This is a genomic window from Exiguobacterium sp. RIT594 (genome assembly GCF_003339585.1).
Lineage (GTDB): Bacteria > Bacillota > Bacilli > Exiguobacteriales > Exiguobacteriaceae > Exiguobacterium_A.
The window spans coordinates 764,769-780,483 of record NZ_QPKF01000001.1 but is presented as its reverse complement, the minus strand read 5'-3'; the positions used below and the strand labels follow the sequence as shown (position 1 = coordinate 780,483).

The window sequence follows — 15,715 nt, the reverse complement described above, 5'->3', positions numbered from 1 at the left end:
AGGTGGCCCGCGGTGCACGTATTCGCACCGTTGAGCCACCTTTGTTTTCATTAGTTACGACGCGGTGGACGTTGTCCGTCACGTGGTGGGCGAGATCCAGTATCCCGACGCGGCGGGCGGCTGTCACGCTCTGTTTTTTTCTTTTCATCGTATGCAGCACGATCTTCCGCACTCATACCTTCAACAAGCAATACTTTATGCGATGCATTGACACGTCCTTTGTCATCGACTTCTGTGACACGGACTTTCAATTTATCGCCTAATTTGACGACATCTTCAGTTTGGCCAACACGCTCAAGTGCTAATTCCGAAATGTGTACAAGAGCATCTTTTCCTTTGAATAGTTCGACGAAAGCACCGAATTTTTCGACGCGACGAACTGTCCCGTCAAATTCTTCTCCGATGACGACTTCACGGACGATATCTTCAATCAACTGACGAGCACGATTGATGCCGTCTTGATCCGTTGACGCGATAAAGACTGTTCCGTCTTGATCGATATCGATTTTAACACCCGTCTCATCGATGATGCTGTTGATGACTTTACCGCCGGGTCCAATCACATCACGGATTTTATCCGGATTGATTTTCAATGTGACGATTTTCGGTGCATATTTAGACAACTCGACACGTGGTTCAGCAATGACTGAATTCATGTGTTCGAGAATGTGTAAACGACCGAGACGTGCTTGTTCAAGCGCCTCTTCTAAGATTTGACGCGTAATTCCGCCAATCTTCATATCCATTTGAAGCGCAGTCACTCCGTCTTTCGTTCCTGCGACTTTAAAGTCCATATCGCCGAGATGATCTTCCATCCCTTGAATATCTGTCAGGATCGAATAGTTTTCGCCTTCTTTAATCAAGCCCATTGCAATTCCGGCAACCGGTGCTTTCAACGGCACACCTGCATCCATCATGGCAAGGATTGATCCACAAATCGACGCCTGTGAAGATGAACCGTTTGATTCAAGTACTTCTGATACAAGACGAATCGTGTAAGGGAAATCTGTTTCTGATGGAAGAACTGGTAACAGTGCACGTTCCCCGAGTGCTCCGTGACCAATTTCACGACGACCCGGTGCACGCATCGGACGAGCTTCTCCGACTGAGAACGGCGGGAAGTTATAATGGTGCATGAAACGTTTTTCTGCTTTAAGTCCAAGTCCATCGATGATTTGCGCATCTCCTGCGACACCGAGCGTCGCAACAGACAAGACTTGTGTTTGACCACGTGTGAACAAACCTGAACCGTGTGCACGTGGTAACAATCCGATTTCCGAGTCAAGCGGACGGATTTCAGCAAGACCACGACCGTCTGGACGGACTTTGTCTTCTGTAATCAAACGACGGACTTCTGTTTTGACGAATTTGTTCAAGACACCCGATACTTCTGCTAATTGCGCTTCCGTAATCGAGTCATCTGCTGCGTACTGATCGATATATTTCGAAATGACTTCATTAATGGCAAGATCGCGTGCTTGTTTTTCTTCGACTTGAACGGCCATCGTCACTTCTGCAAGTGCATCGGCTTTCAAGCGATTGACAAGTGTCTCGTCAAACGAAGAAACCGTATAGGCGAATTTTTCTTGACCAACGGCTGCGACGATTTCTTCTTGGAACGCAATCAATGCCTTGATGACATCATGTCCGAGAAGAATCGCTTCAAGCATTGCTTCTTCCGACACTTCTTTTGCTCCGGCTTCGACCATGTTGACCGCATGTTTCGTTCCGGCAACTTGAAGGTCGATATCACTTTCAGCTGCTTGACTCATTGTCGGGTTGATGATGAACTCACCGTTCACGCGACCAATCGTCACGCCTGCAATCGGACCATCAAATGGAATGTCTGAAATCGATAAGGCAATGGAAGCCCCGATCATCGCTGCGACTTCTGGTGAATTGTCTTCATCTGAAGATAAGACCGTCGTTGCGACTTGGATGTCATGACGGAATCCATCCGGGAACAAGGGACGGATTGGACGGTCAATCAAACGTGATGTCAAAATCGCGTTTTCGCCCGGACGTCCTTCACGTTTTAGGAAGCCGCCTGGAATCTTACCTGCTGCATATAATTTTTCTTCATAATTCACTGTTAATGGGAAGAAATCTAAGTCTTTCGGTTGTTTTGATGCTACGACCGTCGCAAGGACTGCCGTCTCACCGTAACGGATCAATGCTGCTCCGTTTGCTTGTTTGGCCAGTTGACCGATTTCAATTGTTAATGGACGTCCACCGAGTTCGGTCGAAAACGTCTGCTTTGTTTGTGACATGCACAAATCCCCTCTCACTTCTATCCGTTTTTTCATTCAAATCTAATTATGGATGTTCTTGCGTCAAATGTCCATGAATCGGCAAAAAAAAGAAGCAGGAGACGATGCTCCTGCTTCCTTGTTGATCTGTTCGGATTAGCGACGAAGACCAAGACGCTCGATCAATGAACGGTAACGTGAAACATCCTTGTTACGAAGGTATGTGAGCAAGTTACGGCGACGACCAACCATTTTCAAGAGACCACGACGTGAGTGGTGATCCTTTTTGTGTGTACGTAAGTGATCGTTTAAAGTTGTGATCTGTTCAGTTAAAACAGCAACTTGTACTTCCGGCGAACCAGTATCGCCTTGTTTCGTAGCATAAGCTTCGATAATTTCATTTTTACGTTCTTTAGTGAGTGCCATTGTCACTCCACCTCCATCTTTTGAATGACCGTATTGCCGAGCATCGGATGGTGAGACCTGATGCCAAGCCAACCGGCTGTACGTATTCGTACTGACCCATCATAACGAACCTGTCACCGTCTGTCAAACCGTTAATGCCTGCATCGCGTGAATTTTATCTTGGGCAAGTTGATTTTTTAAACTCTCGATTCCATCGAATGCTTGTTCGTCCCGTAAGTAAGCCATCCATTCGAGCTTCAGTTCCTGTCCATATAAATCTTCGTCGAATGCGAGCAGGTGAGTTTCGATACTGACTTCTCCCGTCTCATAAAACGTCGGTCTCCGTCCGATGTTCGTCATTGCCGGAAATTTCCGCCCATCCTCTAGATGAACAAACGTCGCATAAACACCGAGTTTCGGAATGACATAAGCAAATTCCGGGCGGATGTTGGCGGTCGGAAACCCAATTTGGCGACCGCGGGCGTCACCATGAATGACAATCCCTTTCGTTTGATACGGCTCACCTAACAACAGGGCTGCCTCTGCGACGGCGCCATCTGCGAGTAAACGACGAATTCGTGTCGAACTGATCTTTTCATCGTCTGCCTGGTGTTCTGAAACGATCGTATGATCAAATCGTCCACGACTGTGGAAATCAAGCGTCGCCATTTTGCCTGCCCCGAACCGTCCATACGAATAATCAAATCCTGCAACAATGTGGCGTGCTCCGGCAGCAATTAAATAGTGGTCAACGAAGTCTTGTGGGGACAACTCTGAAAAAGCGACCGTGAATTCAATGACATACACCCGGTCGATGCCCAGTTGCGCCATCTTTTCGAGTTTCCGGTCCAGCGGTGTAATGTAGAGAATCTGTTCCGTGCCGTTACCAAGTACTTGTTTCGGATGCGGATCAAACGTCATGACCGCTACCGGCAGATGTAAGTCGCGGCTTTTTTCAATTGCGGTTTGTAATACACGTTGGTGTCCAAGATGTACGCCATCAAAAAAACCGAGTGCGATGACAGCCGGATCTTCTACTGGTTGTTCTGGATATGTTAAATGAATGATGTCCATTCCTGATCTCTCCGATCCTAATCGATTTGTAACATGACTTCCACGCGTCCCATATTGATTTCGGAATCAAGCCGATAGATTGCTAAAGGGATGCCCTCTTCATTATAGACAGTAAAGCGTTCAAATTCGACCGGAATGCCTGGTAACTTGGCACCATTCAAGACACGGGCGGCTGTCTCGGCGTCTACAGTCAACCGCGGCCACTTTTGAATGACTTGTTCAATCGGTAAAACGTACTGCATCCGCTCTTCCACCGTCTCACAGGCTTCAAGTGTTGCAAGTGTCACCGCTTCTGTTTCGGACATCGCACCCGAGCTCGTCCGCCGCAACTCACTCATATGAGCCGCATAACCTAACCGTTCACCGATTTCAACCGCAAGTGTCCGGATGTATGTGCCTTTTCCGCAGGCAATCTCGATTTGAAAACGGCAGACACCGTCTTTAAAAGTCAATTCAGATGTTCGGTCCAGTGTATCGATTTGGACGATCCGGGTCGGTCGTTCCACTTCGATGCCTTTACGGGCATATTCATATAATTTTTTCCCGTTTACTTTCACGGCCGAATAATAGGGCGGTGTCTGTTCCAGCTGTCCGGTCAGTTGATTGAGTATTTCATCGACTTGCTGCTCCGTAAATGCATCAGGTGGAACCGGCGTTTCCCGAACGGTTTCCCCGTGGGCATCTTCGGTTGTCGTCGCATAGCCGATCGTCACTTCTGCGACATACTTCTTTCCTTCGTCCGTAATGAAGCGCGCAAGCTTCGTTGCTCGTCCGAGACAAATCGGCAAGACACCTGTCACTTCCGGATCAAGCGTTCCGGTATGTCCGACTTTTTTTGTTTGGAAAAGGCGACGCAGTCGAAAAACACAATCGTGACTCGTCATACCTGCTGGTTTATCTAACGGTAATACTCCGATGGGTTCCATCCTCGTCCCTCCTAAAAAAGGACAACCACAGGTGTGGTTGCCCTTGTCTTGTTAATCCTTGTTCAAGTTCCGGAGCAATTCATCGATCCGTGATCCGTACTCGACAGATGTATCGATCTCAAACAGCAATTCAGGTGTCTTCCGTAAACGGATCCGTGATCCGATTTCTTTACGCATGAACCCTTTTGACTTTTCAAGACCAACGCGCGCTTCTTCACGCACCGTTTCATCACCGAGCACCGAATAAAAGATCGTTGCTTGTTGTAAGTCACCTGTGACTTCAACACCAGTTACCGTCACCGCCTTGACACGCGGATCGTTCACATCTTTGATCAACATTTGCGTAATTTCTTTACGCACCTGTTCTGCTACACGGTTGGAACGTACACTCATTCTATATCCCTCCAGTTCGGATTCTGATCCGTTCTGTTACTTGCGTTTTACTTCTTCCATGATGAATGCTTCGATGACATCGTCTACTTTGATGTCGTCGTAACGTTCGATCTTGATTCCACACTCGTAACCGGCTGCTACTTCTTTGACATCGTCTTTGAAGCGGCGCAACGTATCGAGTTTTCCTTCATAAATAACGATGCTGTCACGAACAACACGGACACCTGCAGCACGTGTCAATTTACCTTCTGTGACATAACCACCGGCAATCGTTCCGACTTTCGAGACTTTGATGACGTCACGAACTTCAGCTTGACCGATAATTTTCTCAACGAATTCCGGATCAAGAAGACCTTTCATCGCCTGCTCGATTTCTTCAATCGCATTGTAGATGATTTTGTGGAGACGAATCTCAACCTTCTCTTGGTCTGCCATCGATTTCGCGTTACCATCTGGACGGACGTTAAAGCCGATGATGATGGCGTTAGCTGCTGAAGCCAAGATGACGTCACCTTCTGTGATCGCACCAACACCTGAGTGGACGATGTTGATTTTCGCACCTTCGACGTCAATTTTCTTAAGTGAACCGGCGAGGGCTTCGACAGAACCTTGAACGTCACCTTTGATGATGATGTTAAGGTCTTTGACTTCGCCTTCTTTAATCCGGTCGAAGAGATCTTCCAAGCTGACTTTCGCTGAATCACGGCGTTGTGCCTCGATTTCACGTTGGTAACGCGCTTCCCCGATTTGACGGGCTTTTTTCTCATCTTCAAACGCAAAGAATTGATCTCCGGCTTTTGGTACATCGTTTAAGCCTGTGATTTCGATTGGTGTCGATGGACCAACCTCTTTGACACGACGACCGATATCGTTGACCATTGCCCGGATCCGGCCAAACGTATGACCGACGACGATTGGATCACCGACACGAAGTGTTCCGTGTTGGACAAGCAATGTTGCGACAGGCCCGCGTCCTTTATCGAGTTTCGCTTCGATGACCGTTCCGCGTCCGTGCATGTCCGGTGTTGATTTGTATTCTTGTACTTCCGAGACAAGCAGAATCATCTCAAGTAACTCGTCGATTCCGTCTCCTTTAAGTGCTGAAACCGGTACGAAGATCGTATCGCCGCCCCAGTCCTCGGCTACGAGTTCGAATTCCGTCAATTCTTGTTTGACGCGGTCTGGATTAGCGCCTTCTTTATCCATTTTGTTGACAGCAACGATGATCGGAACACCAGCTGCTTTTGCGTGGCTGATCGCTTCTTCCGTTTGCGGCATGACGCCGTCATCTGCTGCGACAACGATGATGGCGATATCCGTGACATCTGCCCCGCGTGCACGCATTGTTGTAAACGCGGCGTGACCTGGTGTATCGAGGAATGTGATTTTCTTTCCTTCGATTTCAACTTGGTAAGCACCGATATGCTGCGTAATCCCGCCGGCTTCGCCTGCTGTGACTTTTGTGTTCCGGATCGAGTCAAGCAATGTCGTTTTACCGTGGTCAACGTGACCCATGATCGTAACGACCGGTGGACGTTCTGACAATTCGTAGTTATCGAGATTCAGTTCATATGCATCGAAGTCTGTTTCATCGACTTTCACTGTTTTCTCGACTTCAAATCCGAAGTCAGATGCAAGCAATTCAACCGTCTCATCATCGAGGTCCTGGTTAATGGTCGCCATAACGCCCATTCCCATCAATTTCATGATCAGTTCGTTTGGTTTTTTATCCATTTTTTCAGCCAATTCGCCGACTGTTAAGTTGTCTGCGTATTGAACGACGTTCGCCATTGCTTCTTCTTGCGCCCGACGTGCTGCTTTTCGTTGACTTGATTTTGAATTTGGATCTGCTACTTCCAGTTTACGTGGTTCCACTTTTTTCTGTGGACGGCGTTTTCCACCGCGGTTATTGCGGTTTCCGAATTCCGGACGTCCGCCTTTTGTATTGCGTGATTGGTTCCCTGCTGGTTTGTTAGTTGTTCCTGGTCTGTTCGGTTTATTGTCTGATTTCACTTGTTTTGGAGCCTCCGTTTTTTGGACCCGATGTTTCTCGGGATTAAATACTTTGTCGAGTTGCTGTACTGTCTGTTCATCTAAAACCGCCATATGATTCTTAACGGGTTTTTCCAGCTTTTCGAGCTGGGCGATGACCTGCTTACTCGTTACATTCTGTTCTTTCGCGAATTCGTATACACGTTTACCCAAAAGATCCACCTCCAGTTAATCGTTCGAGAGGAGTTCCGTTAGCTTTTTCGCAAATCCGGCTTCGTTGACTGACACGACAACACGCGCGTCTTTCCCAAGTGCATGTCCAAGAATGTTTCGATCTCCGACTTCGATGTACGGAACACGATAACTTGTACATTTATCCGTCACTTTCTTACGCGTGGCAGCCCCCGCATCTGCTGCTAAGAGGACGAGTTTGGCTTGTCCTCCCCGTACTTCTTTTAGTACGAGTTCTTCTCCAGTCGTCACTTTCCGCGCTCGGTTCGCGAGACCAAGGAGCGATTCCCATTTACTCATGTGTACCTCCCGCGATCGCAAGCAATTGATCATATAACGCATCTGTTGTTTTGACTTTCAGATGATGATCGAGTGTGCGCTTCTTTTTGGCTGTCGCAATGACAGTTGCATCTTTCGTCAAATAGGCGCCTCGCCCATTCATTTTACCATTAAGATCGACGACAACCTCACTGTCAGGTGTCCGGACGACCCGAATCAACTCTTTTTTAGGACGCATTTCTTGTGTGATGACACATTTGCGTAATGGTACCTTTTTTTGCACGAATTATTCCTCGCCTTCGACTTGGACCGTTTCCACGTCAACTGCTTCTGCTGCCGCAGGTTCGACTTTCATGAAGACATCTTTCAATTCCATCGATTCTGCTTCTGATTCACTCTTGATGTCAATTTTCCATCCTGTTAACTTGGCAGCTAAACGGGCATTTTGACCACGTTTCCCGATCGCAAGTGACAATTGGAAGTCAGGTACGACGACGATTGTCGCTTTTGCCGGCTCATTGACATATACGGCAACGACTTGTGCCGGGCTCAGAGCGTTGGCAACATACTCTTTCGGATCATCTGAATAACGGACGATATCAATCTTTTCTCCGTTTAATTCGTTAACGATCCGTTGGACACGCGCTCCTTTTTGACCGACACATGCACCGACAGGATCAATCTCGTCGGAAGCAACGGCAATCTTCGAACGGTCGCCGGCTTCACGTGCTACCGATTTCACTTCAACTTCGCCGCTGGCGATTTCAGGTACTTCGATTTCAAACAGACGTTTTAATAAACCCGGGTGTGTCCGCGATACAAGAATCGATGCGCCTGACCCCTTGACCATTGGATCGACTTTCGTCACGTATACTTTGATGTATTCCCGGATTCCGAAACGTTCATTCGGCATCTGTTCGTGTGTCGTCAGTACGGCTTCAATCCCCTCGAGGTTAACGTACAGATTACGTGCATCCTGACGTTCAACCATTCCGGTCATGATTTCATCTTCCCGGTCGGCGAAATGATTGTAAATACGTTCCCGCTCTGCTTCACGCATCTTTTGTGTGACGATTTGTTTCGCCGTTTGTGCTGCGACACGTCCGAAATCACCTGGTGTCACTTCGACTTTGTGGAAATCACCGAGTTCATACGTTGGATCGATTTCGTGTGCTTCCTCGAGTGAAAGCTGTTCTTCCGGCTGTGTCAAACGTTCAACAACCTCTTTTAAGGCAAAGACACGGATATCTCCTGTCTGTTGGTCAAATTCGACTTTTACTGCCTCCGACTCTTTTCCGAAGTTGCGGCGGTAAGCGGAAATCAATGCCTGTTCCAGCGCATCGATGATGATATTCTTATCAATCTCTTTTTCTTTAGCGATTTGTTCGATTGCTTCAAGTAACTGTGGTCCCATCGTTCTCTTCCTTTCCTTAGAACACTACCGCAAGCCGCGCCATCGCGATCTTGTTCACCGGTATTTCAATTTTCAATTTTCGTGTCTTCACACGGACTTCGAGTTCAAGCATTTCTTCAGAATAAGTCAGTAATGTACCTTCAAATTCTGTCGCATCCTTGACGGGATCATGCGTCTTGATATAGACATGTTTGCCAATCGCCTTTTCGAAATCCTCGGTTTTTTTGAGTGGTCGTTCAGCACCTGGACTCGCAACATCTAAATAGTAGGGTTCGTCAATCGGATCATCTTGATTCAATGCTTCCGATAACTTTTCATTGATGTTGACACAGTCTTCCAGGTCAACGCCACCTTCTTTATCGATGGAGACACGTAGGAACCAATCCGCCCCCTCTTTGACGAATTCGACGTCGACAAGCTCCATCCCCTCTCGTTCTACGATCGGTTTTGCGAGTTGTTCGACCTTCTCAGTTACGTTCGTCATCTTCATCCTCCTTCAAAAAACAAACAAGAAAGGAGCAGGTCCCCCTACTCCTTCCAGGTCGTAGTATAAAAAACATTTCCTCACTCAATATAGCATAATGCACCTTCTTAAGCAAGCATCCGCAAGGCTTTAGAGGTCAAATAACGAGAGTTGGTTCTCATCCGGAAGACCTTCCAGACAACCTAGATTATCCAGCGTTTCGATAATCGACTTCGAGAGTTTCGCCCGTTTTTGCAAATCTTCCTTCGACAGGAACTCACCGCCTTTTCGGGCTTCGACGATTTGTTTCGCCGCATTCGTTCCAAGACCGGTGACAGCATCGAACGGCGGCAATAGCGAATCTCCATCAATCAGAAACTCGGAGGCACTCGATTTATACAAATCAACTTTGCTGAAGGTAAAGCCCCGTTCAATCATTTCAAGCGCAATCTCAAGCACGGTGTACAGTCCCTTGTCTTTCGCCGTTGCTTCAAATCCTTTATCTTTGATATCCTGCAATACTTTGCGAATCGCTGCCGATCCTTTGTTCATCGCCCCGATATCAAAATCACCGGCACGAACCGTGAAGTAAGAGGCATAATAGTACATCGGATGATGGACTTTGTAATAAGCAATCCGGACAGCCATCAACACATAGGCCGCGGCGTGGGCTTTCGGGAACATGTACTTGATTTTTTTACACGAATCGATGTACCACAGCGGTACATGATTTTCAATCATCGCCTCTTCCATCTCAATCGAAAGACCTTTCCCTTTACGGACCGATTCCATGATTTTAAAGGCAAGTGACGGTTCAAGACCCGCATAAATCAAATAGACCATGATATCATCCCGGCAACCGATGACGTCTTTCAGTTCACATGTTCCGTTATAGATCAGCTCACTGGCATTACCGAGCCAGACATCCGTGCCGTGAGACAGACCGGAAATCTGGACAAGCTCTGAAAAAGTCGTCGGTTTTGTTTCTTCAAGCATCTGTCGGACAAATTTTGTCCCAAACTCCGGAATCCCAAGCGTCCCGGTTTTCGAATCAATCTGTTCCGGTGTCACGCCAATCGATTCTGTCGAACTGAAAATCTTCATGACCTCTGCATCATCGACGGGAATCGTTTTCGGATCGCGTCCCGATAAATCTTGCAGCATCCGGATCATCGTCGGATCATCATGTCCGAGGATATCCAGTTTCAAGAGGTTATCGTGGATCGAATGGAAATCAAAGTGGGTCGTTTTCCACTCGGACCCCATGTCATCCGCCGGGAATTGAATCGGACTGATATCATAAATGTCCATATAATCCGGAACAACGATGATCCCACCCGGGTGCTGACCCGTCGTCCGTTTGACACCGGTCACACCGCTGACAAGCCGGTCGACTTCAGCATTCCGGTAATTGAGGTCATTTTCAGATTGATACCCTTTGACGTAGCCGTAAGCCGTTTTCTCGGCAATCGTCCCAATCGTCCCGGCTCGGTACACATAGTCGTCACCAAACAAGACTTTTGTATAGGCGTGGGCTTTCGGCTGGTATTCTCCACTGAAGTTTAAATCAATATCCGGTACTTTATCCCCTTTGAATCCAAGGAACGTCTCAAACGGAATATCGTGCCCGTCTTTGATTAACGGCACGTCACACGTCTTACACGTTTTATCCGGTAAGTCGAATCCGGAACCAACCGATCCATCATCAAAGAATTCCGACTCCTTACAATTCGGACAGACGTAATGCGGTGGCAGGGGATTCACTTCCGTGATTTCCGTCATCGTCGCGACAAGGCTCGACCCGACCGATCCCCGGGACCCGACGAGGTATCCGTCATCGAGTGATTTTTTAACGAGCTTGTGCGAAATCAGATAAATGACAGCAAATCCGTGACCGATGATCGATTTGAGTTCTTTTTCCAGACGAGCCTCGACGATTTCCGGCAGGACATCGCCGTAAATACGATGCGCCATGTCATATGACAACGACCGGACCTCTTCATCCGCGCCTTCAATTTTAGGCGTGAACAAATCTTTCGGAATGATATCGATATTTTCAAACCAGCCGGCAATTTCCTGGCTATTGGTGATGACAAGCCGTTCCGACAGTTCCGGCCCTAAAAATTTAAAATCACTCATCATTTCCTGTGTCGTCCGGAAGTGGGCCGGCGGCAATTGTTTGCGCATATTCAGCATATTGGCACCGCCCTGCGTCCGAATCAACACTTCCCGATAGGTGGCGTCATGTGTATCCAGATAATGCACATTGCCCGTCGCGACCGGCAAAATATCGTTTTCTTCCGCAACCCGGATGACCTTTTTGATCAAATCCCGCAGTTCCAATTCATTTTGAACGATTTCCCGTTCGATTAAATGGCCGTACATCGCAGGCGGCTGTATCTCAATAAAGTCGTAAAACCGCATGACCTTCGCCAAATCTTCATCTGATTTATTGAGAGCGGCATCAAATACTTCCCCGTTGTCACAGGCCGAACCGATGATCAAACCGTCCCGGTGTGCAACGAGTTGCGAACGCGGTGTCCGGACGACCCGGTGGACGTGTTTTGTATGCGCGAGTGAAATCAATTGATACAGGTTTTTCAGACCCGTCCGGTTTTTGGCATAGACCGTCGCATGATACGGACGTGATCGGGAGATATCTTTCCCCATCTCCCGGTTCAGCGAAAGGTGAGTTTTCATGTTAAACATCTCATCCGCCATTTGCAGTAGTTTAAGCATCAAATAGCCAGTCGCTTCCGCATCGTAGATTGCCCGGTGATGCTGGGTCAATTCAATATCAAATCGTTTAGCGAGCGTATTCAAACGGTGATTTTTAAGGCTCGGCATCAGGACACGGGCGAGTTCGAGCGTATCGATGACGGGTAAAGCCGATTCGTCATGATTGCCGGATCGTAATGTGGCATTTAAGAACCCGATATCAAAGGAAGCATTGTGGGCAACGAGAATCGAATCGCCCGCCCAGTCCATAAATTCTTTAACGACTTGTTCCGGATCCGGTTTTCCGCGGACCATCTCATCGGTAATTCCCGTTAAATCAATCGTTGTCGCTGACAAGAGATGTTTTGGATCAGCAAACGCTTCGAACTTGTCGATGATGTCCCCATCGTAAATCTTAACAGCGGCTAACTCGATGATTTTGTTATACATCGCAGATAATCCGGTGGTCTCGACGTCAAAGACGACAAACGTTGCTTTTTCCAAGTCCTGGTCGACCGGATGATACGCGACCTGGACCCCGTCGTTGACGACGTTCGCTTCAATCCCGTACAACACTTTGATGTTGTTTTTCTTTCCGGCATAATACGCATCCGGGAAGCTTTGCGCCCCCGCGTGATCAGTGATGGCGACTGCCGGGTGCCCCCAGGCAGCTGCTCGCTCCACATATTTCGTCACGTTCATGACAGCATCCATCTGACTCATTTGGGAATGGGCATGTAACTCGACACGTTTTTCACCCGCCCATGGATCGGCCGGCAGTTCCATTTTGACTTCGGACAATTGGGCGATCATCATACACAAGTCACGCAAGAACGTATCAAATTCGACACGGCCCGCTACTTGAATCCACATGCCTTTTTTGATAGCCGACAGGATTTTGACATCGGTCTCGTCACGGGCAAACATTTTGACGACCAACGAATCCGTATAGTCGGTCAGTTTAAAGGTAAAGATCGTTTTTCCGCTGCGGAGTTCCCGGCTTTCTGCCGCAAAAACAAGTCCCCGGATCGCAATCCGGCGTTCCTCATCTTGAATTGTCTTAATCGGTACCACTTCGTCTTGAATCGGTTTTCCAATCCGGATATCAATCGGGCCTTCGTCATCGTCACGGGATTGTTCCCGTTTGAATTGAAGTTCAAGCATTCGTTTGGCTTCATCAATATCTTCCTGTTTGACCTGGTTCCGTAATTCTTCCTGCTCGGTTTGATCCATCTGGACGACCGGTTCACATACAAATTTCGGAAATCCGTATGCCCCGTACAATAATTGCATTTCACCGCAAAGATCGTTTTTCAGGAACCCGGCTTCCGGTTCACTGCGAACCGGAATAAACAGCTTATTGTCCCGGTATTCCGGCAAAACACGGCTTAAATGACTCCGCATCGCAGACGAGGCATCAGCTAAATCCTCGACGATATACGGCCAATAATCAATAAACAGTTTGGCGTCGGGACGTTGCTCGGATTCAAGCAGTAATTTGACCTCCGCAAACTGTTGGTAACGGCTTTTCAGTCGACTGTAAAACATCTGATAAACGTTTTGAGGTAAGACCTGAGCCAGTCGGATATGGAAAGTCCATGTCGCAGTTGCTTTTTGGACCCGTAATTTTTCAAGTGAAGCATCTGTAAAAAATTCTTCGACGATGCCGGTCGGTAATTCTAAATCGCTCATCAAGAGCGACATGCGTTGTTGTGTGTCCACTCGCATTTGTGCTGTCGTTGTTGCTTCACACCATGACAGCCACTCCTCCTCCTCTTGCAGATTGCCCAAGGGGCGAATGGGTGTGAGACAAGAAAACAGTCACTTTACGAAAAGTGACCGTTCCCATTACTTATTGTAAACCTTCGTAAAGCGAACGAACAGCTTCAAGAAGATCTGCTTGTTGAATTTCTTCTGCTTCTCCACCGCGTCGTGCTTTCAGTTCCACGATACCGTCCGGTGCTTTTTTACCTACATTGATTCTTACTGGCAGTCCAATCAAGTCTGCGTCGGCGAATTTGACTCCGGCACGTTCTTTCCGATCGTCAAAGAGAACTGAGAATCCGGCGGCTGTCAGGTCACGGTAGACCGTTTCCGCCACTTGCATTTGTTCTGCATTTTTACCGTTGACGGCAATCAGATGAACATCAAATGGGGCAATGGCTTTTGGCCAGATGATACCGCGCTCATCGTAATGTTGCTCAACGACAGCAGACATCGTCCGCGAGACACCAATCCCGTAACAACCCATGATCAACGGTTGGGCTTTCCCGCCTTCATCAAGGAACGTAGCATTCATGCCTTCTGAATAACGTGTCCCGAGTTTAAAGACTTGTCCGACTTCGATTCCCCGAGCGAACTTGACGTGTCCTTGTCCGTCCGGTGAGAGGTCACCTTCTTCAACGAATCGTAAATCTGTGTATTCTGCTTCAAAGTCGCGGCTTGGATCGACATGCACGTAATGCGTTTCCGGCTTGTTCGCGCCGCAAACAGAATTTGTTAATGCTCGAACAGCGTAATCCGCAACAACCTTCATGTCGGCTCCGATCGGTCCGAGTGTTCCCGGTGTCGAATGGAGCGCCTGTTCGATTTCTTCATCCGTTGCCATCATGATATCGAGAGCACCGAGATAATTCTTCAGTTTAATGTCATTGACTTCATGATCACCACGGACGAGCGCCATGACAAGACCTTGTTCCGTTTTGAAGACAACCGTTTTGATTGACTCCTGTTCCGGTAATCCAAGTACTGCACTGACAGCTTCAATTGTTTTGGCGTCACCTGTGTGAACTTCTTCCAACGCTTCTGATGCTTTATCTTGTTTCGTGTACTGATCGACCGATTCGGCCATCTCCAGGTTCGCCGCATAATCCGACTGATCAGAATACACGATCGTATCTTCGCCGATGGCAGCCAAGGCATGGAATTCATGTGTTCCGCTACCGCCAATCGCACCGGAATCCGCGACGACCGGACGGAACTCGAGTCCGACACGTGTGAAGATTTTTGAATAAGCATTAAACATGTTTTGATACTCTTCTTCCAAACTCTCTTGCGACGAATGGAATGAATAGGCATCTTTCATGATGAATTCACGTCCACGGAGTAATCCGAACCGTGGACGGCGCTCATCCCGGTACTTCATTTGAATCTGGAACAAATTGACCGGTAATTTTTTATAGGAGTTCAGCTCATCACGGACGATGGACGTAATCAACTCTTCATGTGTCGCACCAAGCGCAAACCGCCGATCGTGACGGTCAGTCAAACGCATCAGTTCCGGACCGTAAATATCCCAGCGTCCGGTTTCTTCCCATAGTTCTGCCGGTTGAATAGCTGGCATCAACAATTCCTGCGCACCAGCTCCCTCCATTTCTTGACGAATGATTGTCTCAATTTTCGACAGGACACGTTTCGCCAGTGGAAGATATGAATAGATTCCGGCTGCATTTTGACGCATGAACCCTGCCCGTAACAAAAGCTGATGACTGATGGCTTCTGCATCGGATGGTACTTCACGTAAAGTTGGCATAAATAATTTGGATTGTTTCATGTGAGTCGTGAACCCCTT

At 47.8% G+C, this 15,715-nt stretch carries 12 protein-coding genes; all 12 read right to left on the bottom strand.

Annotated elements, in window-relative coordinates:
• Positions 1–50: 50 nt before the first annotated feature.
• Complete coding sequence (gene pnp / locus DVG79_RS03875) at positions 51–2,270, bottom strand: polyribonucleotide nucleotidyltransferase (RefSeq protein WP_114595528.1); 2,220 nt, start codon at positions 2,268–2,270, stop codon at positions 51–53.
• A gap of 135 nt (positions 2,271–2,405) precedes the next feature.
• A complete protein-coding gene (gene rpsO / locus DVG79_RS03870; protein ID WP_012370703.1) occupies positions 2,406–2,675 on the bottom strand; it encodes a 30S ribosomal protein S15 in 270 nt (89 codons plus the stop codon).
• Positions 2,676–2,798: 123 nt separating this feature from the next.
• A complete protein-coding gene (locus DVG79_RS03865) occupies positions 2,799–3,728 on the bottom strand; it encodes a bifunctional riboflavin kinase/FAD synthetase (RefSeq protein ID WP_114595527.1) in 930 nt (309 codons plus the stop codon).
• 17 nt (positions 3,729–3,745) lie between these two features.
• Entirely contained in the window at positions 3,746–4,654 is a 909-nt protein-coding gene (truB, locus tag DVG79_RS03860) for a tRNA pseudouridine(55) synthase TruB (protein ID WP_114595526.1), read from the bottom strand.
• A gap of 51 nt (positions 4,655–4,705) precedes the next feature.
• Entirely contained in the window at positions 4,706–5,047 is a 342-nt protein-coding gene (gene rbfA / locus DVG79_RS03855) for a 30S ribosome-binding factor RbfA (protein ID WP_012370706.1), read from the bottom strand.
• A 36-nt stretch (positions 5,048–5,083) separates the two neighbouring features.
• Positions 5,084–7,252 (bottom strand): translation initiation factor IF-2, encoded by a 2,169-nt coding sequence (gene infB / locus DVG79_RS03850; RefSeq protein ID WP_026828043.1) that lies wholly within the window; start codon positions 7,250–7,252, stop codon positions 5,084–5,086.
• A 15-nt stretch (positions 7,253–7,267) separates the two neighbouring features.
• Positions 7,268–7,570, bottom strand: coding sequence for a YlxQ family RNA-binding protein (locus DVG79_RS03845; RefSeq protein ID WP_012370708.1), 303 nt, complete (start codon positions 7,568–7,570; stop codon positions 7,268–7,270).
• Entirely contained in the window at positions 7,563–7,832 is a 270-nt protein-coding gene (gene rnpM / locus DVG79_RS03840; protein ID WP_012370709.1) for an RNase P modulator RnpM, read from the bottom strand. The genes DVG79_RS03845 and rnpM overlap by 8 nt, the downstream gene beginning before the upstream one ends.
• A 3-nt stretch (positions 7,833–7,835) precedes the next feature.
• The gene (gene nusA / locus DVG79_RS03835) at positions 7,836–8,963 is read right to left on the bottom strand and encodes a transcription termination factor NusA (RefSeq protein ID WP_026828042.1); all 1,128 of its coding nucleotides are present in this window, start codon (positions 8,961–8,963) and stop codon (positions 7,836–7,838) included.
• 16 nt (positions 8,964–8,979) lie between these two features.
• Positions 8,980–9,447 carry a ribosome maturation factor RimP gene (gene rimP, locus DVG79_RS03830; RefSeq protein ID WP_114595525.1) on the bottom strand — a complete coding sequence of 156 codons (468 nt, stop codon included), beginning with the start codon at positions 9,445–9,447 and terminating at the stop codon, positions 8,980–8,982.
• A gap of 129 nt (positions 9,448–9,576) precedes the next feature.
• The gene (locus DVG79_RS03825; RefSeq protein WP_199505840.1) at positions 9,577–13,872 is read right to left on the bottom strand and encodes a PolC-type DNA polymerase III; all 4,296 of its coding nucleotides are present in this window, start codon (positions 13,870–13,872) and stop codon (positions 9,577–9,579) included.
• 124 nt (positions 13,873–13,996) lie between these two features.
• Positions 13,997–15,697, bottom strand: a complete 1,701-nt coding sequence (locus tag DVG79_RS03820; RefSeq protein WP_114595524.1) for a proline--tRNA ligase — start codon at positions 15,695–15,697, stop codon at positions 13,997–13,999.
• Positions 15,698–15,715 lie beyond the last annotated feature (18 nt).